The sequence below is a fragment of the Angustibacter speluncae genome (assembly GCF_054777815.1).
Genome location: NZ_BAAHAF010000023.1, coordinates 10,318 through 32,811, shown reverse-complemented (window position 1 = coordinate 32,811; position 22,494 = coordinate 10,318). Strand labels below are relative to the sequence as shown.

Below are 22,494 nucleotides of genomic sequence, written 5' to 3'. Positions count from 1 at the left end.
CGGGGCGGCGCGAGGTGGCCGGTGCCGGCTCGGCGGCGGGTCCGTCCGCCGAGCGGCTGCTCTGGGCGCTCTGGGGCGCCTCCGGGCTGGGCGAGCGGTGGCGGGCCGCGGCGCTCGAGGGCGGGCGCCGGGGCCGGCGGGCCGACCGCGACCTCGACGCCGTCGTGGCGCTCTTCGAGGCCGCCCAGCGGTTCTCGGAGCGGCTGCCCGGGGCGGGGGCGCAGTCGTTCCTCGACACCCTCGGCCAGCAGGACGTGCCGTCCGACACCCTCGCCGAGCGGGCGCCGCAGCACGACGCCGTCGCCGTCCTCACCCCGCAGTCGGCGGTCGGGCGGCAGTGGCGGCTGGTCGTCGTCTGCGACGTGCAGGACGGCGTGTGGCCGAACACCCGGCTGCGCGGCTCGCTGCTCGGCGCCCCCGACCTCGTCGACGCCGTCGCGGGCGTGCACCTCGAGGCGCAGGCGCGGGTGCGGGCGGCGCGGCTGGCCGTGCAGCACGACGAGCTGCGCATGCTGCACGTCGCCGTCACCCGGGCGCGCGACCGGCTCGTCGTCACGGCGGTGCGCGACGCCGACGACGTGCCGTCGCCGTTCGTCGACCTGGTCGACCCGCTGCCCGACGGCGTCGACGAGCGCCGGCTGACGCCGGTGCCGCGCACCACGTCCCTGCGCGCGGTCGTCGCCGACCTGCGGGCCCGTCTGCTGCAGGCGGTCTCGCGCGACGACACCGCGCTCGTCGCCGAGCTGGCGGCCCTGCTGGCGCGCCTCGCCGACGAGGGCGTGCCAGGTGCCGACCCGGCCGGCTGGTACGGCACCGACCTGTCCGACACCGCCCCGCTGCAGCCCGACGACGCGCGCGTCACGGTGTCGCCGTCCGCCATCGAGAAGTTCGAGGGCTGCCCGCTGCGCTGGTTGCTCGAGACCAGCGGCGGCAAGGACGGCGCCTCCGGCACGGCGGCCGGCGTCGGCTCGATCGTGCACGCGCTCGCCCACGAGATGGCCGCAGTGGCAGGCGATCTCGACCGCGACGACCTGCGCGCGCGGCTCGAGGACGAGCTGGTCCGGCGCTGGCCCGCACTCGGCCTCCAGGGGTGGGTGGGGCGCAAGGAGGAGGCCCGGGCGCGCGGCATGGTCGGGCTGCTCGCGGGCTACCTGCAGGAGCACGCCGCGACGCTGGTCGGCACCGAGCTCGACCTGCGCGTGCAGGTCGGCCGGGCGGTGCTCACCGGCCGCGTCGACCGGCTCGAGCGCGACGACGACGGGCGCCTGCTCGTCGTCGACCTGAAGACCTCCAAGTACCCGCCCACCGCCGACCGCATCGTGGCGAACCCGCAGCTCGGCGCCTACCAGGTGGCCGTCGAGGAGGGTGCGTTCGGCGACCACGAGCCGGGGGGCGCGAGTCTGGTGCATCTCGGGCGCAAGGACGCGAAGTCGGTGTCCGTGCAGACCCAGCCCCCGCCCGCGCGGGCCGACGACCCCGCGTGGGCCCGGACGATGGTGGCCCGCGCGGCCGACGGCATGGCCGGCGCCGCCTTCGAGGCGCGGGTCAGCGGCGACTGCGACCGCTGCCCGGTGCGCTCGTCGTGCCCGGCCCAGCCCGACGGCGAGCAGCTGGTGCCCGGGGGTGCACGGTGACCGTCGTCGCGGCGCCGGCGCGCACCGCCGCCGAGGTCGCCCGCCTGCTCGACCTGCCGCCCCCGACGGTCGAGCAGGCCGCCGTGGTCGAGGCGCCGCTGGCCCCCCAGCTCGTGGTCGCCGGCGCGGGCTCCGGCAAGACCGAGACGATGGCCTCGCGGGTGGTCTGGCTCGTCGCGAACGGGCTGGTCGCGCCCGACGCCGTCCTCGGGCTCACCTTCACCCGCAAGGCGGCCGGCGAGCTGTCCGAGCGGCTCACCCGGCGGCTGCGCACCCTCGCCCGGGTGCGCCCCCGCGAGCGGGACGCCCCCGACCCGGCCGCGCCTGCGGCGCCCGACGCGCTGCCGCGCGTGGCCACCTACAACGCCTACGCCGCCTCGCTCGTGGCCGACCACGGCCTGCGGCTGGGGCTCGAGCCGGGCGCCCGCCTGCTCGGCGAGGCCGCCACCTGGCAGCTCGCCCACGAGGTCGTCGAGTCGTGGGACGCCACCGCGCTCGAGGAGGTCGACTACGCGCTCGACACCCTCGTCGGCGCGGTGCTCGCCCTCGCCGGGCAGTGCGCCGAGCACCTGCGCGACCCCGCCGACCTGGCCGCGCTCGTCGACGCCGTCGAGGCCAGGCTGCTGTCGCTGCCCAAGGACGACAAGGGTGGCGCCGCGGCCGTGCCCGGGGTGTCGACCGACCTCGGGAAGGTGCTGCGGTCGCTGCGCACCCGCCGCGCCCTGGTGCCGCTGCTGCAGGCCTACGCGGCGCGCAAGCGCGACCTCGGCGTGCTCGACTTCGGCGACCAGGTCGCGCTCGCCGCGCGGCTCGCCCGGGTGCCGGAGGTGGCCGCCGCCGAGCGGGCCCAGTACGCGGTGGTGCTGCTCGACGAGTACCAGGACACCTCGCACGCCCAGCTCGCGCTGCTGTCGAGCCTGTTCGCCGACGGGCACGCCGTCACGGCCGTCGGCGATCCGCACCAGTCGATCTACGGGTGGCGCGGGGCGAGCGCGGGCAATCTGACCGCGTTCCGCGACACCTTCCGCGACGCGACCGGTGCGCCGGCCCGGGTCGACGGGCTCTCGACGTCGTGGCGCAACCCCCGGGTCGTGCTCGACCTCGCCAACGCCGTGTCGGCGCCGCTGGCCGCCGGCGGGGTGCCTGTGCAGCCGCTGCGGCCGCGCGCCGAGGCGCCCGAGGGCGTGGTGCGGGTCGCCTGGCACGACACCACCGACGACGAGGTCGCCGACCTCGCCGACCGGCTCCGCGAGGTCTGGGCGGGTCCGGGGGCCACCACGGTCGCGGTGCTGTGCCGGCAGCGCGCGCAGTTCCCGGCGATCGAGAAGGCGTTGCGCGACAGGGGGGTTCCCGTCGAGGTCGTCGGCCTCGGCGGGCTGCTGCACCGTCCGGAGGTGGCCGACGTCGTCGCGACCCTGCGGGTGCTGCACGACCCGCTGCGCGGTGACGCGCTCGTCCGGCTGCTCACCGGACCGCGCTGGCGGCTCGGTCCGCGCGACCTCGTCGCCCTCGGCGCCTGGGCGCGCCGGCTCGTCCGTCCCGACGACGAGCAGCGCGCGAGCGCGCGCGACGCGGGGGAGGGCGACCAGCCGGTGCACGACCCCGACGTCGTCGACGAGTCGTCGGTCGTCGAGGCGCTCGACGCGCTGCCGCCCCCCGGGTGGACCAGCCCGGCGGGCCACGCGTTCTCACCGGCGGCGCGCGAGCGGCTGCAGCACCTCGCGGGCGAGCTGCGCCGCCTGCGGGGCGCGGTCGACCTGTCGCTGCCCGAGCTGGTGGTCGAGGTCGAGCGCGCGCTGCTGCTCGACGTCGAGCTCGCAGCAGGAGGTGCGCCGGGCGCGCCCGCGGCCCGGGCGCAGCTCGACGCCTTCGCCGACGTCGCGGCGCGCTTCCACGACTCGTCCGAGCGGCCGTCGCTCGGGGCGTTCCTCGCCTGGCTGCGCGCCGCCGAGACCCGCGAGCGCGGGCTCGAGCAGGCCGACACCACCGACGTCACCGGCCACGACGACGACGCCGCCAGCGTCCTCGACGAGGTGCAGGTGAACCCGAACGCGGTGCAGGTGCTCACCGTCCACGCCGCCAAGGGCCTGGAGTGGGACGTCGTCGCGGTGCCCGGGCTGGTCGAGGAGAAGTTCCCCGCCGGCCGCACGAGCAAGGGGCAGGACTCCGCGTCCGGCTGGCTCACCCCGATCGGGACGCTGCCCTACGAGCTGCGCGGCGACGCGGGCGCCCTGCCGACCTTCCCGTGGCGGTCGGTCGCGCACCTCAAGGAGGCCCAGGCGGCGGTCGCCGAGCACAAGCTCGCCTGCGGCAGCCACGAGGTCGAGGAGGAGCGGCGGCTGGCCTACGTCGCCGTCACCCGCGCCCGGGCCCGGCTGCTGCTCAGCGGGGCGTCGTGGGGCACCCGGCAGAAGGCGCTGCGCCCGAGCCGGTTCCTCCTCGAGGCCGTCGCCGCGCTGTCCGGCGACGCGCGTGCCGAGCTGGTCGGCTGCACCCCCGAGCGGCTCGACGCCGTGCCCGAGGGCCCGAACCCGCTGCAGGCGGTGCAGCCGGTGGCGCCGTGGCCGCCGGCACCCGACCCCGGCGCCGAGGTGCTGCGGCGCGCGGCCGAGGCCGTCCGGGTCGCCCGGGGGGCCGAGGAGCTCGGCCAGCTCGCGCTCGTCCCCGCCGACGGCGAGGTGGCGGCGCTCTCCGACGAGGTCGACCGGCTGCTCGCCGAGCGCGAGGTGCTCCGCCGCGGGGCGACCGAGGTGGTGCTGCCCGAGCACCTGTCGGCCTCGCGGGCGGTGCGGCTCGCACGCGACCCGGCCGAGCTCGCCCTCGCGCTGCGCCGCCCGGTGCCGGTCGAGCCGCGCGAGCAGGCCCGGCTCGGCACGACGTTCCACGAGTGGGTCGAGCAGCACCTGCGCTCGCACGCCCTCCTCGACCTCGACGAGCTGGCCGGTGGCGACGCCGACGAGGCAGCGCCCCCGCAGCTCGAGGCGCTGCGGCAGGCGTTCCTCGCGAGCGAGTGGGCGACCCGCGAGGTGCTCGACGTCGAGGTCGACCTCGAGACCGCCGTCGCCGGCACCGTGCTGCGCGGCCGCATCGACGCCGTGTTCCGCGACGGCACCGGTCCGGACGGCCGCCCGCGCTTCGTCGTCGTCGACTGGAAGACCGGTGGGGTGCCGACCGGCGACGACCTGCGGGCCGCCCGGGTGCAGCTCGCGGTGTACCGGCTGGCGTGGGCGCGGCTGCACGGCGTGCCGCCGTCCGACGTGCGGGCAGCCTTCGTGCACGTGGCCGCCGGGCGCACGGTGTGGCTCGACGACGAGGGCGACCAGGAGCTGCTCGAGCAGGTGCTGGGGGCGGTCCCGCAGGACGGCTAACCCTGCAGCGGGGTGCCGCCGACGTCGCCGTCGAGCTCGCGCAGCATGCCGACGGCGTCGTCGACCACGACCTGGTCGGAGGTGCGCGTTCCGTGCAGCAGCCAGCGGGTCAGGGCCAGCTCGCCGGCGAGCCGGGCGCGCTGCGCGAGGTGGCGGTCGGGCTGGTCGGTCAGCGCGACGGCGTACGCCTCGAGGACGGTGTCGAGCGCCTTCTCGTCGGCGCCGACGGCCACCCAGGCGAGGTCGTCGGCGGGGTCGGCGACCTTGGCCTCGCCGAAGTCGACCAGGCCGACCACCTCGGTGCCGTCGACCAGCACGTGCTCGGCCGCGAGGTCGCCGTGCACGACCGTCGGCTGGAACCGCCACAGGCCGACGTCCTCGAGCGCCTTCTCCCAGCGGGTGAGCAACCCGCTCGGCACGTGCCCGGTGGCCGCCGCCTCGTCGAGCTCGGCGATGCGCCGGGTGCGGTACTCGTCGGCCGAGTACGACGGGAGCCCGGCGTCCTCGACGACCGAGCGGGGCAGGTCGTGCAGCGCCGCGAGCGCGCGGCCGAGCGCGGGTGCCAGACCCGGGCCCGGTGCCAGGTCGCCGGGGTGCAGCGGGGTGCCGTCGAGGTAGGGGTAGACCATCGCGCGGCCGCCCTCGGGCAGGTCGACCGTGCGGCGCGGGTCGGGCAGCGCGAACGGCAGGCCGGTGCCGCGCAGCCGGGCCAGCAGGGCGCGCTCGGACTCCAGCGCCGCCCCCGCCGCGGTGCGCCGCGGCGCCCGCACGATCCAGTGCCGGCCGCGGTCGTCGGTGACCACCGCCGTGTCGTAGTCGCCGCCCTCGGACGTGGTCGGGCGGGTCGAGACCGGGACGAGGCCGGGTTCGGCCGCGCTGGCGAGCGCGGCGAGGACGAGGGGCGAACGAGGCACCGGACCACCGTACGGCCCCGTCCGCCGACCCGCCGTAGGGTGGCGAGGTGCGCCCGGACGTCGGCCCGCTGGGCCACCTGCTGCTGGCCCGCTCCGGTGTCGACCGCGAGGCCCACCTGCGCACCGACCCCGAGCTGCTCGACCGGCTGCGGGCCGACCCCGCGACCGCCGTCGTCCGGCTGCGCGGCGACCGCGCGCTGACGGCCGGCACCGCGCTGGTGCTCGACGCCGACCGGTCCGACGTGGGCGAGCAGGCGGTGTGGGCGTACCTCGGGCGCTCGGCCGACGGCCGCGACCACCTGGCCGCGTGCGAGCCGGGCGACGACGAGCCGGGCGAGGCGTGGCGGACGCTGCGCGAGGTGGGCGGCGAGCTCGACGACCGCGACGCCGGCCTGTTCACCACCGCGCAGGCGCTGGCGAACTGGCACGCCACCCACACCCGCTGTCCGCGCTGCGGCGCCCCGACGACGGCGTCCTCCTCGGGCTGGACCCGCACCTGCACCGCCGACGGCTCCGAGCACTACCCGCGCACCGACCCGGCCGTGATCATGGCCGTCCGCGACGCCGACGACCGGATCCTGCTGGGCCACGGGGTCACCTGGCCGCCCGGCCGGTTCTCGACCCTGGCCGGGTTCGTCGAGCCGGGCGAGTCGCTCGAGGACGCCGTGCGCCGCGAGGTGCACGAGGAGGCCGGTGTGGTCGTCGGCCCGGTCACCTACCTCGGCAGCCAGCCCTGGCCGTTCCCGGCGTCCCTGATGATCGGCTGCTCCGCCGTCGCGACGAGCACCGAGATCACCGTCGACGACGACGAGGTCACCGACGCGCGCTGGTTCACCCGCGACGAGCTGCGCGACCTGGCGGCCGCGGGCGAGGTGCTGCTCCCGAGCGGCATCTCGATCGCCCGCCGCCTGGTCGAGCACTGGTACGGCGGCCCGCTCCCCGAGTCCGGCACCTGGCGCTAGATCGCTGGCGTCAGGCCTCGACGACGGCCGGGCGGTCGGGGTGCTCGGCGCGCACCAGCACGTCGGCCCGCTGGTCGGGCCAGGTCTCCTCGAGGTAGCGGTGCCAGGCGCCGGTGACGCGCTCGACGTCGTCCTCGGGCAGCCGCCGGGCCAGCGCGGCGTCGCCGGCGAGCAGCAGGACGCCCACGTCGAGGGCGTCGGCGGTCTCCCAGCGCAGCAGGAACGTCCCGTCGAGCACGAGGACGCTCCCGGCCGGCGCCCGCTCGCGCGCGGCGCGGGTGGCGCGGTCGCGCGCCTCGTCCCACAGCGTCGGCAGCCAGGTGAGGTCGCCGTCCGGGCCGAGCGGGTCGAGCACCTCGCGGCGCAGCGCCAGGTGGTCGAACCAGCGCTCGTAGCCGGCGTCGGGGTCGCGGGTGCCGAGCTCGAGCCGCACCGAGCGCGGCCGCAGGAAGTCGGCCGCCGAGACCCGCAGCACGGCCCGCCCGTGCGCCCGCAGCCGCCCCGACACCAGGTCGGCGAGGGTGCGCGCGTCGTCCGGGACCGCGGCGTCGACACCCACCCGCGCGCAGGCGCGTCCGGACGCGAGCACGCCGAGGGCCCGGTCGGCCACCTCGTCCGCGAGGACGTCGGGGGAGACCGGGCGCACCCGGGGGGAGGTCAGGCCAGGGCCGCCTTGACCTGGGCCAGCGACGGGTTGGTCAGCGCGGAGCCGTCCGGGAACAGCACGGTCGGCACCGTCTGGTTGCCGCCGTTGACCTCCTGGACGTACTCGGCCGCGCCCGGCTCCTGCTCGATGTTCACCTCGGCGTAGGCGATGCCCTCGCGGTCGAGCGCCTGCTTGAGCACGCGGCAGTAGCCGCACCAGGTGGTGCTGAACATCGTCACGGTGCCGGCGGCCGGCAGCGTCGGGGTACTCATGCCAGCACTGAACCACGCGGGCCGGACGGCTGTTCCGCCCGGGGGTGGCGCTGTCGGGGGCGCGGGGCAGGATGGGGCGGGTGAGCCAGACCGTCCGCGACGTCGACGTGAGCGGCGCCGACACCGCGAGCCGCGCCGACGCGATGCTCGAGGCGCTCGACCCCGAGCAGCGCGAGGTCGCCACCACGCTCACCGGGCCGCTGTGCGTGCTCGCCGGCGCCGGCACGGGCAAGACCCGCGCCATCACCCACCGCATCGCCTACGGCGTGCACGCCGGGCGCTACGTGCCACAGCAGGTGCTCGCCGTCACGTTCACCGCGCGCGCGGCCGGTGAGATGCGCACCCGGCTGCGCGACCTCGGCGTCGGCGGCGTGCAGGCCCGCACCTTCCACTCCGCCGCGCTGCGCCAGCTGCAGTACTTCTGGCCGCAGGCGGTCGGCGGCCCGCTGCCCGAGCTGGTCGGCCACAAGGCCCCGCTCGTCGGTGCGGCCGCCTCGCGGCTGCGGCTGCAGGTCGACCGCGCCGCCGTCCGCGACCTGTCCGCCGAGATCGAGTGGGCGAAGGTCTCGATGGTCGACCCGGACGACTACCCGGCCGCGGCCCAGCGCGCCGGCCGCTCGGTCGGCGGCTTCGACGCCCTCACCGTCGCCCGCCTGCTGCGCGGGTACGAGGAGCTGAAGACCGACCGCGGCGTCATCGACTTCGAGGACGTCCTGCTGCTCACCGCCGGGGTGCTCGAGGACCGGCCCGACATCGCGGCCACCGTCCGCGGGCAGTACCGCCAGTTCGTCGTCGACGAGTACCAGGACGTCAGCGGGCTGCAGCAGCGCCTGCTCGACCTGTGGCTCGGCGAGCGCGACGACCTGTGCGTGGTGGGTGACGCCAGCCAGACCGTCTACTCCTTCGCCGGGGCCGACCCGCGGCACCTGCTGCAGTTCCGCAGCCGCTTCCCCGAGGCCGCCCTGGTGAAGCTGGTGCGCGACTACCGCTCCACCCCGCAGGTGGTCGCGCTCGCCAACGGCGTGCTCGACCGCGCGCCGGCCTCGGCCCGCACCGCCCGGGTCGAGCTCGTCGCCCAGCGCCCGTCCGGGCCGGAGCCCGAGGTGGTCGAGCACGCCGACGACGTCGCCGAGGCCGAGTGGGTCGCCGGGCGCATCCGGCAGCTGATCGAGGCCGGTACCCCGGCCCGCGAGATCGCGGTGCTGTACCGCACGAACGGCCAGTCCGAGGCGATCGAGCAGGCGCTCGCGAACAAGGACGTCGGCTACCTCGTGCGCGGCGGCGAGCGCTTCTTCCAGCGCCAGGAGGTGCGCCAGGCGATCCTGCTGCTGCGCGGTGCCGCCCGCGCCGACGACGGCTCCGAGCCGCTCGGCGAGGTGGTGCGCGCCGTGCTCGGCGGGTCGGGCTGGACCCCGGAACCCCCCACCGGCACCGGCGCCGTGCGCGAGCGGTGGGAGTCGCTGCAGGCGCTGGCCGTGCTCGCCGACGACCTGGCCGCCGTCCGGGCCGACGCGCGTCTGCCCGACCTGGTCGCCGACCTCGACGAGCGCGCCGCCGCCCAGCACGCCCCGGCGGTCGACGGCGTCACGCTGTCGTCGCTGCACGCCGCCAAGGGCCTGGAGTGGGACGTCGTGGCGATCGTCGGGCTGAGCGAGGGGCTCGTGCCCATCTCGTTCGCCGCCGACTCGCCCGACCAGGTCGAGGAGGAGCGCCGTCTGCTCTACGTCGGCATCACCCGGGCGCGCGAGCGGCTCGTCCTGTCGTGGGCCGGCGCCCGCACCCCGGGTGCCCGCTCGACCCGGCGCAGGTCGCGCTTCCTCGACGGCCTCGCGGGCGGCGGGCCGGGCCGTCGGGCCGCCGCCGACGAGGGTGCCGCGGCCCGCCGGCGTGCCCGCCGGTCCTCGCTGCACACCGCCTGCCGCGGGTGCGGCACCCGGTTGTCCACGGCGGTCGAGCGCAAGACCGGACGCTGCTCCACCTGCCCGCCCGACCACGACGAGGCGCTGTTCGAGGCGCTGCGCGAGTGGCGGGCCGAGGTCGCGAAGGAGCAGAAGGTGCCGGCCTACGTGGTCTTCACCGACGCCACGCTCGAGGCGCTGGCGTTCGCGAGACCCGTTGACGCACAAGGGCTGTTGAAGATCTCGGGCATCGGCCGCACCAAGGTCGAGCGCTACGGCGAGCAGGTGCTCGCGGTGGTCGCCCAGAAAAGTTCCTGAGTTTCGCCGTTAATGGCGTTGCCCCCCGCGCGCCCGCCCCTCTAACCTCGACCCACAGCCCGGAGCGGGCTGGTACGCGCGACCGGACGTGAGTGGCACACGAGCCGGCGACACCGGGAGAGGAGGGGGACCACGATGGAGACCACGAGCAACGTGACGATGCGAGACATGTCCGTGCTGTCGCGTGCCGGCGTCCAGGACCCCTCCGTGCTCCTGGGGACGCGGTGCGTCCAGGGCGATCTGCAGGTGACCAGGGGACAGGTGCGTCCTCACACCGGTGAGACCCCGAAGGCCGGCTTCTCGGAGCTCGGCGCCGCCCGCATCCGTCCCGTCGCCGTCATCGGCAGCCAGCCCGCCCTGGGCTACGTCCCGTTCGCGGGGTCCGTCTCGCCTGGAGGCATCCGGCAGACCTAGGTCGACCACGTGGTCGACCACAGGTCGACCCACCCGGAGCCACCAGGCCGCGGACCCCCAGCAGGGGGACCGCGGCCTTTCTCGTCCCTCCACGAGGCGCTCCGACACCGGGTCGCCGCACAGCTGACCGACCACCACCCGACACGGGGGATCAGCAGTGACCAGCCAGACCAGCAGGACCAGCCCCACCAGCCAGACGTCCCACCGGACGACCCGCTCCGGCCACCACCGTGGCCCGAACCCGGAGGAGGTGCCCGCGATGCAGCTCGCGGCACTGCTCGACCGGCTCGTGCAGACCGAGCACGAGACGGACCACGACGACACCACCACCCGCACCGCGACCCCGCAGGTGCGCGCGACCCCGTGCCAGCGGGAGGACGGCGAGCTCTGGTTCGCCGACACCCCGACCGAGGTCGAGCTCGCCAAGTCGCTGTGCGGCGACTGCCCGGCCGCGACCGCGTGCCTCGCCGGTGCGCTCGAGCGGCGCGAGCCGTGGGGCGTCTGGGGTGGCGAGCTGTTCGAGAACGGCGTCGTGGTCGCCCGCAAGCGGCCCCGTGGCCGTCCCCGCAAGGACGACCCGCGCTACACCGAGCCCGCCTCGGCGCAGCGCACCGCCCACGAGGCGGCCGTCCGCCTCGTCGAGGCGGCCGGCTACCGCATCTCGGCCGTCCCGGCCCAGCGCGACGACGAGCTCGTCGCCTGAGCCGGACGTCCACCACCGCCCGTGACAGCAGCAAGGAGACCGACATGTACGACCAGGCCGTGCTGGCCCGCGCGCGACAGCGCGAGGACCGGCTGGACGCCGAGCGGTACCGCCTCGCGCGGGCCCTGCTCGCGCAGCGCCGGGCGCAGCGCCAGGAGCGCCTCGCCGAGAAGGCGCTGCTCCGGGCCGGTCGCGCCGCCCGACTGGTGGCCGTCTGAGCGAGACGGCACCTGCGGCGCGACCCGCCCACCCGACGGACCCGGTCCGAGCCCAGGCTCGGCCGGGTCCGTCGTCGTTCCCGGGTCGGACGTTCCCGGGGCCGTCGCGGCCCGGCGGCACTAGGCTCGCGGCGTGCCCGAGGTGGTGTGCCAGCGCTGCGGCACCCGCTCGCCGTCCGACCCGCCGCCGCTCGGCTGGTCGGCCGGCATCGAGCGGGGTCGCACCAGGTGGGTGTGCGAGGCGTGCGCCCGTGCGAACATGCGCAGCATCGAGGGCAAGCTCGACGAGGAGTGGTGGTAGCTCCACCACCGGACACCAGGGGAGATCCGTTGCGCAGCGCACTGTTCGACGCCAAGCACACCGCACCGCTGACCTCGCAGGAGCGCTGGGCCCTGCAGAGCGACAAGATGCTCCGCGTCGGCCTCGGCCCCGACGTGCTCGCCGCCAAGGGCGCGATGGTGGCCTACACCGGCCAGCTCACCTTCGCGCACGAGGGCTCGGGCTCGATGGGACGCCTGCTGCGCCGCATGATCAGCTCCGACGACGCCCCGCTGATGCGGGTCAGCGGTGGGGGCCTGTGCTACTTCGCCCGGCTGGCCGAGAACATCTTCATGATCGAGCTCGAGGGCGACGCGATCAGCATCGGCGGCGCGAACCTGCTGGCCTTCGACTCGTCGCTGAACTGGGACATCAAGCGCGTGCAGGGCGCCGGTGCGATGGCGTCGGCCGGGCTGTTCAACACCGTGATCGAGGGCCGGGGCACGGTCGCGATCACCTCCGACGGCCCTCCGATGCTGATGGACTGCTCGCAGCAGCCGGTGTTCGTCGACCCGCAGGCCGTGCTCGGCTGGTCGGCCAACCTGGTGCCGGGCGTCGTGCGCACCGCCGGTCTCGGTGCCCTCATCGGGCGCGGCTCGGGCGAGAACTTCCAGCTCGCCTTCCACGGCCCCGGCTTCGTCGTCGTCCAGCCGAGCGAGGGTGCCCCGATGCCCGCCGGCAGCGGCGGCGGTCAGCTCTTCGGCTGAGTCGACGGGTCCGACACCCCGTGCCCCACAAGCCGTTCCGCTTCCTCGCCGAGGCCCGCGCCGCGGCCTCGGCGAGGACGCTCGGTGAGACCGCCCGCCGCGCGGAGGCGTCGGGCATCGACGTGCTGGTCTTCCCCGACCACCTGATCGACCAGCTCGCGCCGGTGCCGGCCATGGCGGTGGCCGCGGCGGCCACCACCACGCTGCGGGTCTCGCCGTTCGTCCTGAACAACGACTTGCGCCACCCGGCGGTGCTCGCGCAGGAGCTCGCCTCGCTCGACGTGCTGAGCGAGGGCCGCGTCGAGGTCGCGATCGGGGCCGGGTGGAACCGCGCGGAGTACGAGGCGGTCGGGCTGCCGTTCGACGCCGTGCGGGTGCGCCAGGACCGGCTGGTCGAGGCGCTCGACGTGCTGGCCGGGTGCTTCGCCGACGGCCCGTTCGACCACCACGGCGAGCACTACCGCGTCAGCGGGTACGACGCGATGCCGAAGCCCGTGCAGCGGCCGCACCCGCCGTTCTTCGTCGGCGGCGGCGGGCGCGCGACGCTCGAGCTGGCGGCGGCCCGGGCGCAGACGGTCGGGCTCGCGCCGCGGCTGCGGCGCTCGGCCGTCGACGGCGGCCCCGTCGCCGACCCGGCGAGCATCACCTTCGCCGGGACGGCGGAGAAGATCTCCTGGGTCAAGGCCGCTGCGGGAGAACGGTTCTCCGAGCTCGAGCTGAACGTCTACCCGTCGATGCACCCGATCACCGTCACCGACGACCCGACCCCGTACCTCGAGGACCTCGCCGCGAGCCTGGCGGCGCGCGCCGACACCCACGTCGACGTCGCGATGCTGCGCGAGAGCCCGCACGTGTTCGTCGGGTCGCTCGGCGAGCTCGCCGACAAGCTGCTGCGGTGCCGCGAGGAGCTCGGCGTCACCTCGGTGATGGTGGGCGAGGTGGGCGAGCTCGACGGGCTCGTCACCCGCCTGCGCGACGCCTGACCCCGGCCTGCCCGCCTAGGGGCCGACCGTCGGCAGCAGCTGCGGCGCCCGGCGCACCTGCGTCTGCTGCTCGAAGGCGTAGGCGTACGAGAGCAGCTGGGCGTCGGACCAGCGGGCGCCGAAGAAGCTCACGCCGACGGGCAGCTCGCCCGCGTACCCGGCCGGCACCGTCACGTTCGGGTAGCCGGCGACCGCGGCGGGGCCGGACGTGCCGAACACGAACGCGTCGCCCTGGCCCAGCGTCGTGACCCACGCGGGGCTGTTGGTCGGCGCCATGATGGCGTCGAGGTCCTGGGCGGCGAGCGTCTCGTCGATCGACGCGCGGGCCGACGAGGTGGCCCGCTCGCGCGCCGCGAGGTGCTCCGGCGACCCGGCGGGCGGGGCGGCGAGCGACATCTCGAAGATGCCCTGGTCGAAGTACCGCAGCTCCTCGGGGTCCTGCTCGTTGAAGGCGACCAGCTCCTCGAGCGAGCGCGGGTGGCGTCCGGGGGTGGCCTGCAGGTAGGCGTCGAGGTCGCGCACGAACTCCGACTTCAGCGCCGCGTAGCCGTCGGCGCCGACGACGTCCTGGTACGGCAGCTCGACGTCGACCACCGTGCCGCCCGCGGCCTCGATCGCGGCGACCGCCTGCTCGGTGACGGCGTCCGACTCGGGCGAGCCGCTGGCGCCCCGCAGCCAGACGCCGATGCGCGCGCCGTCGAGCGACCCCGCGTCGAGCTCGCGCTGGTACGCGCGGGTCTGGCCGGCCGGGATCTCCCTGGTCGCCGCGTCGGCCCGGTCGCGGCCCTGGATCACCGACAGCGTGATCGCGGCGTCGACCGTGTGCCGCGCCATCGGCCCGGCGGTGTCCTGCGCCGCCGAGATCGGGACGATGCCGTCGCGGCTCACCAGGCCGAGCGTCGGCTTCACGCCCACGACGCCGTTGGCCGCCGCGGGGCACACGATCGAGCCGTTGGTCTCGGTGCCGATGGCCACCTGGGCGAACGAGGCCGCGACGCCCGCGCCGGACCCCGACGACGACCCGCAGGGGTTGCGGTCGAGCACGTAGGCGTTGCCGGTGAGCCCGCCGACCGCGGACCACCCGCTCGACGACATCTCGCTGCGGAAGTTGGCCCACTCGGACAGGTTCGCCTTGCCGATGACGACCGCACCCGCCTCCTGCAGGCGCCGCACGATCGCGGCGTCGTCCGGACGGCTCTGCAGCAGCGCGCGCGAGCCCGCCGTCGCGCCCTGCACGCGGGTGTCGATGTTGTCCTTGAGCAGCACGGGCACGCCCTCGAGCTGGCTGCGCTGCCCGTACGCCGCGCGGTGCCGGTCGCTCGCGCGCGCCTCGCCCAGCGCGCGCGGGTTCACCTCGAGCACCGCGTTGAGGTCGCCGTCCAGGGCCGCGATGCGGTCGAGGTAGGCGCGCGTCAGGGCGGCGGAGTCGAGCGTGCCGCGGCGCATTTCGCGCTGGATGTCGGGGATCGTCGCCGCGTCGAGGTCGGCGAGCACGGCCGAGGTCTGCGGCGTGGGTCGCGCGGCGCCGGCCGGCGCCACCAGGCCGGTGACGGCCACCGAGGCCGCCACGGCGACCAGCAGCAGGGTTCGGGTCGGCCTCATGGCTCACTCCTCGCGCGCACCGCCGGGTCTGCAGGGCCCCCGTACCCGGACGAACCGGTCGAGTGGACCACACCGGACCTGTGTGGCGGAAGGGCCTCGGGGACGCCGGACCTGCCAGGATGTCGCCCGCGCGGGGGAGGGGCCCCTGCGGACAGGGGGTGGGGGACGTGCGCGTCGTCGCGTGGCTGCTGGGTGCGCTGCTGTTCGTGGTGGGGGTCGGCAGCGGGCTGCTGCTGCTGTGGGAGGCCTGGTACGCGGGCGCCCCGGGTGCGATCAGCGGGAGCATCACCCTGAACTGCGTGACCACGAGCGACACCGCGACCTCGTGCACCGGGCCGACCACCTCGGGCTCGCACGTCCAGGAGGTCACCACCGCGATCCTCTACGCGACGGTCGCCGTCGCGGGCGTCGTGGGTGGCGCGGTGCTCATGGCGGCCGGGATGCTGGCCGGTCGCCGCCGGCCGGTCGCGCCGGTCCCGCCGGTGCCGGGCGTCTACGGCCCACCGGCGCCGGGCGGCTACCCCGGGCCGCACCAGCCACCACGCTGACGGCCGGCGGCCACCGGGCGAGTACGATCGACCGTCGTGGCTGCCGTCGACTTCCCTGCCGAGATCAGGGCCCTGCGCACGACCTACGACTCCATCGTCGAGGTCAGCGACCTGGCCGCGCTGCGCGCGCGGATCGCGGACCTGTCGGCGCAGGCGTCCGCGCCGGACCTGTGGGACGACCCGGACGCCGCCCAGAAGGTGACCAGCGCGCTGTCGCACCAGCAGGCCGAGCTCGACCGGGTCGAGCGGATGGGCTCGCGCATCGACGACCTCGAGGTGCTGGCCGAGCTGGCCGCCGAGGAGAGCGACGCCGACACCCTCGCCGAGGCCGAGACCGAGCTGCGCTCGGTCCGCAAGGCGCTGGGCGAGCTCGAGGTGCGCACCCTGCTGTCCGGCGAGTACGACGAGCGCGAGGCGCTCGTCACCATCCGCGCCGAGGCCGGCGGGGTCGACGCCGCCGACTTCGCCGAGATGCTGCTGCGCATGTACCTGCGCTGGGCCGAGCGCCGCGGGTACTCCACCGAGGTCTACGACACCTCCTACGCCGAGGAGGCGGGCATCAAGTCCGCCACCTTCCGGGTCGACGCGCCGTACGCCTACGGGACGCTGTCGGTCGAGCAGGGCACGCACCGGCTGGTGCGCATCTCCCCGTTCGACAACCAGGGCCGCCGGCAGACCTCGTTCGCCGGCGTCGAGGTGCTGCCGCAGGTCGAGGAGACCGACCACATCGAGATCCCCGAGAACGACCTGCGGGTCGACGTCTTCCGCTCCTCGGGCCCGGGCGGCCAGAGCGTCAACACCACCGACTCGGCGGTCCGGCTCACCCACATCCCCACCGGCATCGTGGTGTCCTGCCAGAACGAGAAGAGCCAGCTGCAGAACAAGGCGGCGGCGATGCGGGTGCTGCAGGCCAAGCTGCTCGAACGCGCCCGCCAGGAGCGCCAGGCCGAGCTCGACGCCCTCAAGGGCGCCGACTCCGGCTCGTGGGGCAACCAGATGCGCTCGTACGTCCTGCACCCGTACCAGATGGTCAAGGACCTGCGCACCGAGCACGAGGTCGGCAACACCAGCGGCGTGTTCGACGGCGACATCGACGAGTTCCTCGAGGCCGGCATCCGCTGGCGCAAGCAGGGCGAGCAGGCGGCGGAGGCCGCGGCGGGCTGACGCCCGACACGCACGCCCGGCGGCGTCCCGGTACGTCCGGGTCGCGCACGTATGCTCGATCCCCGTGATCCGGTTCGACGACGTGACGATGCACTACGACCTGCAGCACCGTCCTGCCCTGTCGGGCGTGAGCGTCGAGGTCGACCGCAGCGAGTTCGTCTTTTTGGTCGGCTCCTCGGGGTCGGGCAAGTCCACCTTCCTGCGGCTGGTGCTGCGCGAGGAGATGGCGACCAAGGGGTCGGTGCTGGTCGCCGGCCGCGACCTGCAGTCGCTCAGCGCCTGGAAGGTGCCGCACCTGCGTCGCCGCATCGGCATCGTGTTCCAGGACTTCCGGCTGCTGCCGAACAAGACCGTCTACGAGAACGTGGCGTTCGCCCTGCAGGTGATCGGCCGCTCCGGGCACAGCATCCGCCAGACCGTGCCCGAGACGCTCGAGCTCGTGGGCCTCGGCGGCAAGGAGAAGCGGCGTCCGCACGAGCTGTCCGGCGGCGAGCAGCAGCGCGTCGCCATCGCCCGCGCGTTCGTGAACCGGCCCGACATCCTGCTCGCCGACGAGCCCACCGGGAACCTCGACCCCACGACCTCGGTCGGCATCATGAAGCTGCTCGACCGGATCAACCGCACCGGCACCACGATCGTGATGGCCACCCACGACGACGAGATCGTCGACCAGATGCGCAAGCGGGTGGTCGAGCTCAAGGACGGCAGGGTCGTGCGCGACGAGGCCAGCGGCGTGTACGGCCTCACCCGCGAGGCCTGACGCCCGACCCGCCCGCGACCACCCGCACCCCGCGCCCCACCCCGCGACCCGAAGAGGCTTCCCCCGATGCGAGCGCAGTTCATCCTCGAGCAGCTGTGGAAGGGGCTGTCGCGCAACGTCGCGATGGTCGTCTCCGTGGTGATCGTCACCTCGATGTCGCTGACCTTCTTCGGCGGCGGGCTGCTGTTCCAGCGCCAGATCGACAGCGCCAAGAGCTACTGGTACGACCGCGTCCAGGTCTCGATCTTCCTGTGCACCGCCGACAGCGAGGCCACCCAGTGCGCGGCCGGCCCGGCCGACGAGACGGTCCAGGACGAGGTGCGCGCCGGCCTGGAGTCGCCCGAGCTGGCGCCGTACGTCGAGGAGGTGTTCTTCGAGAACCGCGAGGAGGCCTTCGCGCGCTTCCTCGACCAGTTCAAGGACACTCCCGCGATCACGGCGAACGTGACCGAGGAGCAGATGCCGGAGTCGTTCCGGGTCAAGCTCGTCGACCCCGAGCGCTACGAGGTGATCGCCCAGTACTTCACCGGCGTGCCCGGCGTCGAAGAGGTCGTCGACCAGCAGGAGCTGCTCGACCCCGTCTTCCGCGTCTTCGAGTACGCGACCTGGACGGCGATGGCGCTCGCCGTCGTGATGGTCGTCGCGGCGATGCTGCTGGTCTTCACCACCATCCGGCTCGCGGCCGTGAGCCGGCGCCGCGAGCTCGAGATCATGCGGTACGTCGGGGCGTCGTGGACGATGCTCGCGCTGCCGTTCCTGCTGGAGGGGATCGTCGCCGTCACCATCGGGGCGGCCCTGGCGGTGCTCATGCTCTGGCTGATCGTGCAGTTCCTCGTCCAGGGGGTGCTGCGGGTCGAGCTGCCGATCGTCACCTACATCGACACCTCGGCCGTGTGGGCGTCCGCGTGGCAGCTGTTCGTGGTCGGCATCGTCGTCGCCTGCGTGTCGTCCTTGGTGAGTCTGGCCCGATCCCTCAGGGTGTAACAGCACCGCTCCCGCCTTCCCCCAGGAGTCGTCCATGCGTCCAGGTCCCGCGGCAGCCGCCCCGCTCGGGCTGCTCGCCCGCGCGGTCGTCGCGTGCACCGCCGTCGCGGTGTGCGCGGCCGGTCTGGTGGTGGCGACGCCGACGGCGGCCGGGGCCGACCCGCGCGAGCGCAAGCGCGAGGTCGACGGCGCGATCGCCGAGCTCCAGGAGGCGCTGGCCGGCACGTCCGCCGAGCTCCAGGCCGCCTACACCGCCCTGGCGCAGACCCAGGCCCGGCTGCCGGAGGCGCAGGCGGCGCTCGACTCCGCCCTGGTCGTCGAGGCGGCCGCCGAGCAGGCCGACGCCGACCTGGCCGTCCGGCTCGAGGCGGCCCGCACCACCCAGCAGCAGGCCCGGGCCGAGCTGGACGCGAGCGCCGCCGACATCGCGAGGACCGAGGGCGACATCGGCCGGCTCGCCGGGCAGGTCTACCGGTCCGGCGTGGCGAACCCGCAGCTGTCGATCGTCCTCGGCGCGCAGAGCCCGGACGACTTCGCGACCCGCTCGACGCTCGCCGACACGGTGCTGCGCTCGCGGGTCGGGGCCCTGAACGACCTGAACGAGCGCAAGGCCGAGCAGGTGAACGCCCAGGCCCGCCTCGACGCCGTCGAGGTCGAGGTGGCCGACCTGAAGCAGCAGGCGGCCGAGGCGCTGGCCGCGGCCGAGACCGCGCGCGCCAACGCCGCCCTGCACCGCCGCCAGGTCGCCGACCTGCTCGCCCAGCAGACCCAGCAGACGGCCGCGATCGAGGCCCGCAAGGCCGAGGAGCAGGCGAAGATGGCCGCCTACGCGGCCGAGCAGGCGGCGCTCGAGGCCGAGCTGCGCCGCATCGCCGAGGAGGAGGCGCGGCGCGCCCGCGAGGCGGGGCGCTCGACGCCGCCGCCGAGCGGCAACGGCTCGCTGTCGCGCCCGGTCGACGGCTACATCACCTCGCACTTCGGGTACCGCATCCACCCGATCTACGGCAGCCGGCGGCTGCACGCGGGTACCGACTTCGGCGCGGCCTGCGGCACCCCGGTGTACGCCGCGGCGAACGGCACCGTGGTCTCGGCCGGCTGGGGCGGCGGCTACGGCAACCGCATCATCGTCAGCCACGGCGGCGGGCTCGCGACGACGTACAACCACCTGTCCGGGTACGCCGTGCGCGGCGGCGGCGTCGCCCGCGGCCAGCTGATCGGGTACGTCGGCACCACCGGGTCCTCGACCGGCTGCCACCTGCACTTCGAGGTGCGCGTCAACGGCACCCCGGTGAATCCGATGGGGTACCTGTAGCCCTCCTCCGTAGACTCGGGGGATGCCCAAGGAGCAAGGCCGCAAGCTCGTCGCGAGCAACCGCAAGGCGCGGCACGACTACCACATCGACCAGACCTTCGAGGCCGGCCTGGTGCTGACCGGCACCGAGGTCAAGGCGCTGCGGATGGGTCGCGCCTCGCTGGTCGACGGCTGGGCGAGCGTCGACGGCGGTGGCGAGGCCTGGCTCGAGGGCGTCCACATCCCCGAGTACCTCAACGGCACCTGGACGAACCACGCCCCGCGGCGCAAGCGCAAGCTGCTCCTGCACCGCGAGGAGATCGTCAAGCTGGCGTCCCGGTCGAACGACAAGGGCTACACGATCGTGCCGCTGTCGCTGTACTTCAAGGACGGCCGGGCCAAGGTCGAGATCGCGATGGCGCGGGGCAAGAAGGAGTACGACAAGCGGCACACGCTGCGCGAGCAGCAGGACAACCGCGAGGCGGCGCGCGCGATGTCGGACCAGTTCAAGCGGGGTCGGCGCTGACCGGTCCGCCTGAGCCGGCCCGTCTGAGCCGGCCGGTCTGAGCCGGCCCGTCTGAGCCGGCCGTCTGAGCCGGCCCGTCTGAGCCGCTCCTCGGGCTCCGTCCGACCTGTCCCATCTCGTCCCGGACATTCCCCCCGTCTCCCTCCGGTGCACCCCCGGGGTTCACTCCGGGCGCGGATCGTGCGAGGGTCTACAGGCCAGGGCCCCTCGGGGGGCCTCGACGACCGAGGAGCAGCACCGTGCCCACCCCCGCCGAGCGGCAGCCGCGGGTGATCCACCTCGGGATGCGGCCGCGCTCGTCCACCGGGGCGGACGCCCCCGCACGCGCGGCGCGCGCCCGCCGGTGGGCCCGCGGTCCGGCCGTCGTGGGCCTCGTCGTCGCCTCGGTGCTCTGGCCCTTCCTCGTGCTCGGCCCGCTGACCGGCTCCTCGGGCGTGCGCCTCGTCGAGGACGCCGACGCGGTCGGCATCGGCGGCGGCCTCGGCCCGGCGGCGGCCGTCCCCGTCGCCGCCCGCGAACGGCTGGTGGTCGAGGACCTCGGGGCCCTGCTCGACCTCACCCCGCTCGAGATCGAGGGCCCGGGCACCGTCCTGAACCCGTCCGCGATGGCGGCCTCGGGCATCCCGGAGGTCGCGCTGCGCGCCTACCAGGCGGCCGAGGCCACCCTCGCCGCCGAGCAGCCGACCTGCCGGCTGCCGTGGTGGCTGCTCGCCGGCATCGGCCGGGTCGAGTCCGGCCACGGCCAGTTCGCGGGCGCGGTGCTGCTCGCCGACGGCACCTCGTCGCCGCGCATCATCGGCATCCCGCTCGACGGCCGGCCGGGGGTGGCCACCATCCTCGACACCGACGGCGGCGCCATGGACGGCGACACCACCTACGACCGCGCGGTCGGGCCGATGCAGTTCATCCCGTCCACCTGGGCGCGCTGGGCCGCCGACGGCGACGGTGACGGTCGCGAGGACGTGCACGACATCGACGACACCGCGCTCGCCGCGGGCCGGTACCTGTGCTCCGGCGGACGCGACCTGTCCACCGAGGAGGGCCTGCAGGCCGCGGTGTTCAGCTACAACCGCAGCGACGAGTACGTGGCCCTGGTGCTCGCCATCGGTCGGGCGTACGCCACCGGCACGGCACCGGTGCTGCCGGTCGGTCCGGCGCCGTCCCCGACCGCGACGACGTCCCCGACGGTGGCGCCGACCGCCCCGCCGACCGCCTCGCCCACGGCGCCGCCGACGTCCGGCCCGACCCCCACCGCGCCGCCGACGGGTGAGCCGACGACGCCGCCCACGGACCCGTCGCCGTCCCCGACCTGCACGGTGCCGACCGCGTCGCCGACGGGTGACCCGACGGCCCCGCCGACGGGCGAGCCGGCGCCGCCGGTCGACCCCTGCCCGCCGTGCCCGACGGACACGCCGCCGCCGACGGGCGAGCCCACGCCGAGCCCGACCGAGCCGACGACGCCGCCGACCTGCACGCCCCCGACGGAGACCGCCACGCCATAGCGTCGCGAAAACCGTTGGACCGCAGGCGCGCGCACGACGCACCCTGGGGGTGCTGTCACGAGCGGCGAGCCGGTCGTCACCGGTCCTCGTCCCGCGCGTGCGTGACGGAACCGGCGTCGGTGCCACAGGCTGTCAACCTGCTGCGGTTCAACTCCGCTGTTCCCCGCGCGACGACCGCCGACCACGCCCGGTCCGCCGGGTGGTGCCGTCCGCCCTGCGGACCGGTTGCTGCAGACCCGTCCCCGCGGCCGGTACCGGCTCGGCGGTCGTCGTCACGACAGCGACCGAGCACGACGACCGGACGGGACGGCAGGAGGTGGACGGCATGGCGACGATCACGGTGGAGCAGGGCTTCGTGGCGGTGGTGCGCAAGGACGCGCAGGTGCGCGCCGTCCTCGAGGCGGGACGGCACCGGCTGGTGCGGCCGTGGTGGCGGCGCCGGGTCGACGTCGTCGACCTGCGGGAGCGGCTGCTCGGCGTCACGGGGCAGGAGGTCGCCGCGGCCGACGTCCCCGGCGTCAAGGTGTCGGCGCTCGCCCGGTGGCGGGTGGCCGACGCGGTCGCGTTCCTCGACCGCGCCCAGGACCCGGCCGAGCGGCTCCGGCTCGCCGTCCAGCTCGCGGTGCGCGACTGGGTCGCCGAGCGGGTGCTCGCCGACGTCGTCGCGGCCCGCGGGCAGGCGACGCCCGCGCTGACGGCCTCGGAGCAGGCCGCGGCGGCCGGCGTCGGGCTCGCCGTCGAGGAGGTCGCGCTGCGCGACG

General features: G+C 75.6%; 22 protein-coding genes. 18 read left to right on the top strand and 4 right to left on the bottom strand.

The window, feature by feature from the left end; translation table 11 throughout:
- Positions 1-1,634: RecB family exonuclease (locus tag ACYVKY_RS02575; RefSeq protein WP_460433427.1), on the top strand; the 1,634-nt coding region annotated here is incomplete at its 5' end.
- On the top strand, positions 1,631-5,002 hold the full coding sequence (locus ACYVKY_RS02570) for an ATP-dependent helicase (protein WP_460433426.1): 3,372 nt from the start codon (positions 1,631-1,633) through the stop codon (positions 5,000-5,002). The genes ACYVKY_RS02575 and ACYVKY_RS02570, both read left to right, overlap by 4 nt.
- Here the strand turns inward: ACYVKY_RS02570 and ACYVKY_RS02565 are convergent.
- The gene (locus ACYVKY_RS02565) at positions 4,999-5,916 is read right to left on the bottom strand and encodes a macrolide 2'-phosphotransferase (protein WP_460433425.1); all 918 of its coding nucleotides are present in this window, start codon (positions 5,914-5,916) and stop codon (positions 4,999-5,001) included. The genes ACYVKY_RS02570 and ACYVKY_RS02565 overlap by 4 nt on opposite strands.
- A 47-nt stretch (positions 5,917-5,963) precedes the next feature.
- On the opposite strand from ACYVKY_RS02565, the gene nudC reads away from it, so the two are divergent.
- The gene (gene nudC, locus ACYVKY_RS02560) at positions 5,964-6,878 is read left to right on the top strand and encodes an NAD(+) diphosphatase (protein WP_460433424.1); all 915 of its coding nucleotides are present in this window, start codon (positions 5,964-5,966) and stop codon (positions 6,876-6,878) included.
- Positions 6,879-6,888: 10 nt separating this feature from the next.
- On the opposite strand, the gene ACYVKY_RS02555 is transcribed toward nudC, so the two are convergent.
- Both ACYVKY_RS02555 and ACYVKY_RS02550 read right to left on the bottom strand, forming a co-directional pair.
- Positions 6,889-7,524, bottom strand: coding sequence for a nucleoside/nucleotide kinase family protein (locus ACYVKY_RS02555; RefSeq protein WP_460433423.1), 636 nt, complete (start codon positions 7,522-7,524; stop codon positions 6,889-6,891).
- Between the two features lie 11 nt (positions 7,525-7,535).
- Positions 7,536-7,796 (bottom strand): thioredoxin domain-containing protein, encoded by a 261-nt coding sequence (locus ACYVKY_RS02550; protein ID WP_460433422.1) that lies wholly within the window; start codon positions 7,794-7,796, stop codon positions 7,536-7,538.
- Positions 7,797-7,867: 71 nt separating this feature from the next.
- Between ACYVKY_RS02550 and ACYVKY_RS02545 the strand changes: the two genes are divergently transcribed.
- The 7 genes from ACYVKY_RS02545 to ACYVKY_RS02515 all read left to right on the top strand — a co-directional run bounded on the left by ACYVKY_RS02545 (position 7,868) and on the right by ACYVKY_RS02515 (position 13,356).
- The gene (locus ACYVKY_RS02545; RefSeq protein WP_460433421.1) at positions 7,868-10,012 is read left to right on the top strand and encodes an ATP-dependent DNA helicase UvrD2; all 2,145 of its coding nucleotides are present in this window, start codon (positions 7,868-7,870) and stop codon (positions 10,010-10,012) included.
- Positions 10,013-10,147: 135 nt separating this feature from the next.
- Positions 10,148-10,426 carry a hypothetical protein gene (locus ACYVKY_RS02540; RefSeq protein ID WP_460433420.1) on the top strand — a complete coding sequence of 93 codons (279 nt, stop codon included), beginning with the start codon at positions 10,148-10,150 and terminating at the stop codon, positions 10,424-10,426.
- A gap of 274 nt (positions 10,427-10,700) precedes the next feature.
- A complete protein-coding gene (locus tag ACYVKY_RS02535; protein ID WP_460433428.1) occupies positions 10,701-11,129 on the top strand; it encodes a WhiB family transcriptional regulator in 429 nt (142 codons plus the stop codon).
- Between the two features lie 44 nt (positions 11,130-11,173).
- Positions 11,174-11,347, top strand: a complete 174-nt coding sequence (locus ACYVKY_RS02530; RefSeq protein WP_460433419.1) for a hypothetical protein — start codon at positions 11,174-11,176, stop codon at positions 11,345-11,347.
- A 133-nt stretch (positions 11,348-11,480) separates the two neighbouring features.
- Entirely contained in the window at positions 11,481-11,648 is a 168-nt protein-coding gene (locus tag ACYVKY_RS02525) for a hypothetical protein (protein ID WP_460433418.1), read from the top strand.
- A gap of 29 nt (positions 11,649-11,677) precedes the next feature.
- Positions 11,678-12,373, top strand: coding sequence for an AIM24 family protein (locus tag ACYVKY_RS02520; protein ID WP_460433417.1), 696 nt, complete (start codon positions 11,678-11,680; stop codon positions 12,371-12,373).
- Positions 12,374-12,393: 20 nt separating this feature from the next.
- The gene (locus ACYVKY_RS02515; RefSeq protein WP_460433416.1) at positions 12,394-13,356 is read left to right on the top strand and encodes an LLM class oxidoreductase; all 963 of its coding nucleotides are present in this window, start codon (positions 12,394-12,396) and stop codon (positions 13,354-13,356) included.
- A gap of 15 nt (positions 13,357-13,371) precedes the next feature.
- On the opposite strand, the gene ACYVKY_RS02510 is transcribed toward ACYVKY_RS02515, so the two are convergent.
- Complete coding sequence (locus ACYVKY_RS02510; protein ID WP_460433415.1) at positions 13,372-14,958, bottom strand: amidase; 1,587 nt, start codon at positions 14,956-14,958, stop codon at positions 13,372-13,374.
- Between the two features lie 167 nt (positions 14,959-15,125).
- Here ACYVKY_RS02510 and ACYVKY_RS02505 point away from each other — a divergent pair, with 167 nt between their 5' ends.
- The 8 genes from ACYVKY_RS02505 to ACYVKY_RS02470 all read left to right on the top strand — a co-directional run.
- The gene (locus ACYVKY_RS02505) at positions 15,126-15,506 is read left to right on the top strand and encodes a hypothetical protein (RefSeq protein WP_460433414.1); all 381 of its coding nucleotides are present in this window, start codon (positions 15,126-15,128) and stop codon (positions 15,504-15,506) included.
- Positions 15,507-15,542: 36 nt separating this feature from the next.
- Complete coding sequence (gene prfB, locus ACYVKY_RS02500) at positions 15,543-16,670, top strand: PCRF domain-containing protein (protein ID WP_460433413.1); 1,128 nt, start codon at positions 15,543-15,545, stop codon at positions 16,668-16,670.
- A 64-nt stretch (positions 16,671-16,734) separates the two neighbouring features.
- Positions 16,735-17,430 (top strand): cell division ATP-binding protein FtsE, encoded by a 696-nt coding sequence (gene ftsE / locus ACYVKY_RS02495; protein ID WP_460433412.1) that lies wholly within the window; start codon positions 16,735-16,737, stop codon positions 17,428-17,430.
- Between the two features lie 66 nt (positions 17,431-17,496).
- Positions 17,497-18,414 carry a permease-like cell division protein FtsX gene (ftsX, locus tag ACYVKY_RS02490; RefSeq protein WP_460433411.1) on the top strand — a complete coding sequence of 306 codons (918 nt, stop codon included), beginning with the start codon at positions 17,497-17,499 and terminating at the stop codon, positions 18,412-18,414.
- 34 nt (positions 18,415-18,448) lie between these two features.
- On the top strand, positions 18,449-19,726 hold the full coding sequence (locus tag ACYVKY_RS02485) for a peptidoglycan DD-metalloendopeptidase family protein (protein ID WP_460433410.1): 1,278 nt from the start codon (positions 18,449-18,451) through the stop codon (positions 19,724-19,726).
- Between the two features lie 22 nt (positions 19,727-19,748).
- The gene (gene smpB, locus ACYVKY_RS02480; protein ID WP_460433409.1) at positions 19,749-20,231 is read left to right on the top strand and encodes an SsrA-binding protein; all 483 of its coding nucleotides are present in this window, start codon (positions 19,749-19,751) and stop codon (positions 20,229-20,231) included.
- Positions 20,232-20,470: 239 nt separating this feature from the next.
- The gene (locus ACYVKY_RS02475) at positions 20,471-21,733 is read left to right on the top strand and encodes a lytic transglycosylase domain-containing protein (protein WP_460433408.1); all 1,263 of its coding nucleotides are present in this window, start codon (positions 20,471-20,473) and stop codon (positions 21,731-21,733) included.
- A gap of 325 nt (positions 21,734-22,058) precedes the next feature.
- Positions 22,059-22,494 (top strand): SPFH domain-containing protein (locus ACYVKY_RS02470; protein WP_460433407.1); only part of this gene is annotated, 436 nt, incomplete at its 3' end.

Excerpts from the sequence above, each read along its gene's own strand:
- ACYVKY_RS02550 (WP_460433422.1), bottom strand. The coding sequence starts at position 7,796 with ATGAGTACCCCGACGCTGCCGGCCGCCGGCACCGTGACGATGTTCAGC.
- ACYVKY_RS02545 (WP_460433421.1), top strand. The coding sequence starts at position 7,868 with ATGGGGCGGGTGAGCCAGACCGTCCGCGACGTCGACGTGAGCGGCGCC.
- ACYVKY_RS02540 (WP_460433420.1), top strand. The coding sequence starts at position 10,148 with ATGGAGACCACGAGCAACGTGACGATGCGAGACATGTCCGTGCTGTCG.
- ACYVKY_RS02530 (WP_460433419.1), top strand. The coding sequence starts at position 11,174 with ATGTACGACCAGGCCGTGCTGGCCCGCGCGCGACAGCGCGAGGACCGG.
- ACYVKY_RS02510 (WP_460433415.1), bottom strand. The coding sequence starts at position 14,958 with ATGAGGCCGACCCGAACCCTGCTGCTGGTCGCCGTGGCGGCCTCGGTG.
- ftsX (WP_460433411.1), top strand. The coding sequence starts at position 17,497 with ATGCGAGCGCAGTTCATCCTCGAGCAGCTGTGGAAGGGGCTGTCGCGC.
- ACYVKY_RS02485 (WP_460433410.1), top strand. The coding sequence starts at position 18,449 with ATGCGTCCAGGTCCCGCGGCAGCCGCCCCGCTCGGGCTGCTCGCCCGC.
- smpB (WP_460433409.1), top strand. The coding sequence starts at position 19,749 with ATGCCCAAGGAGCAAGGCCGCAAGCTCGTCGCGAGCAACCGCAAGGCG.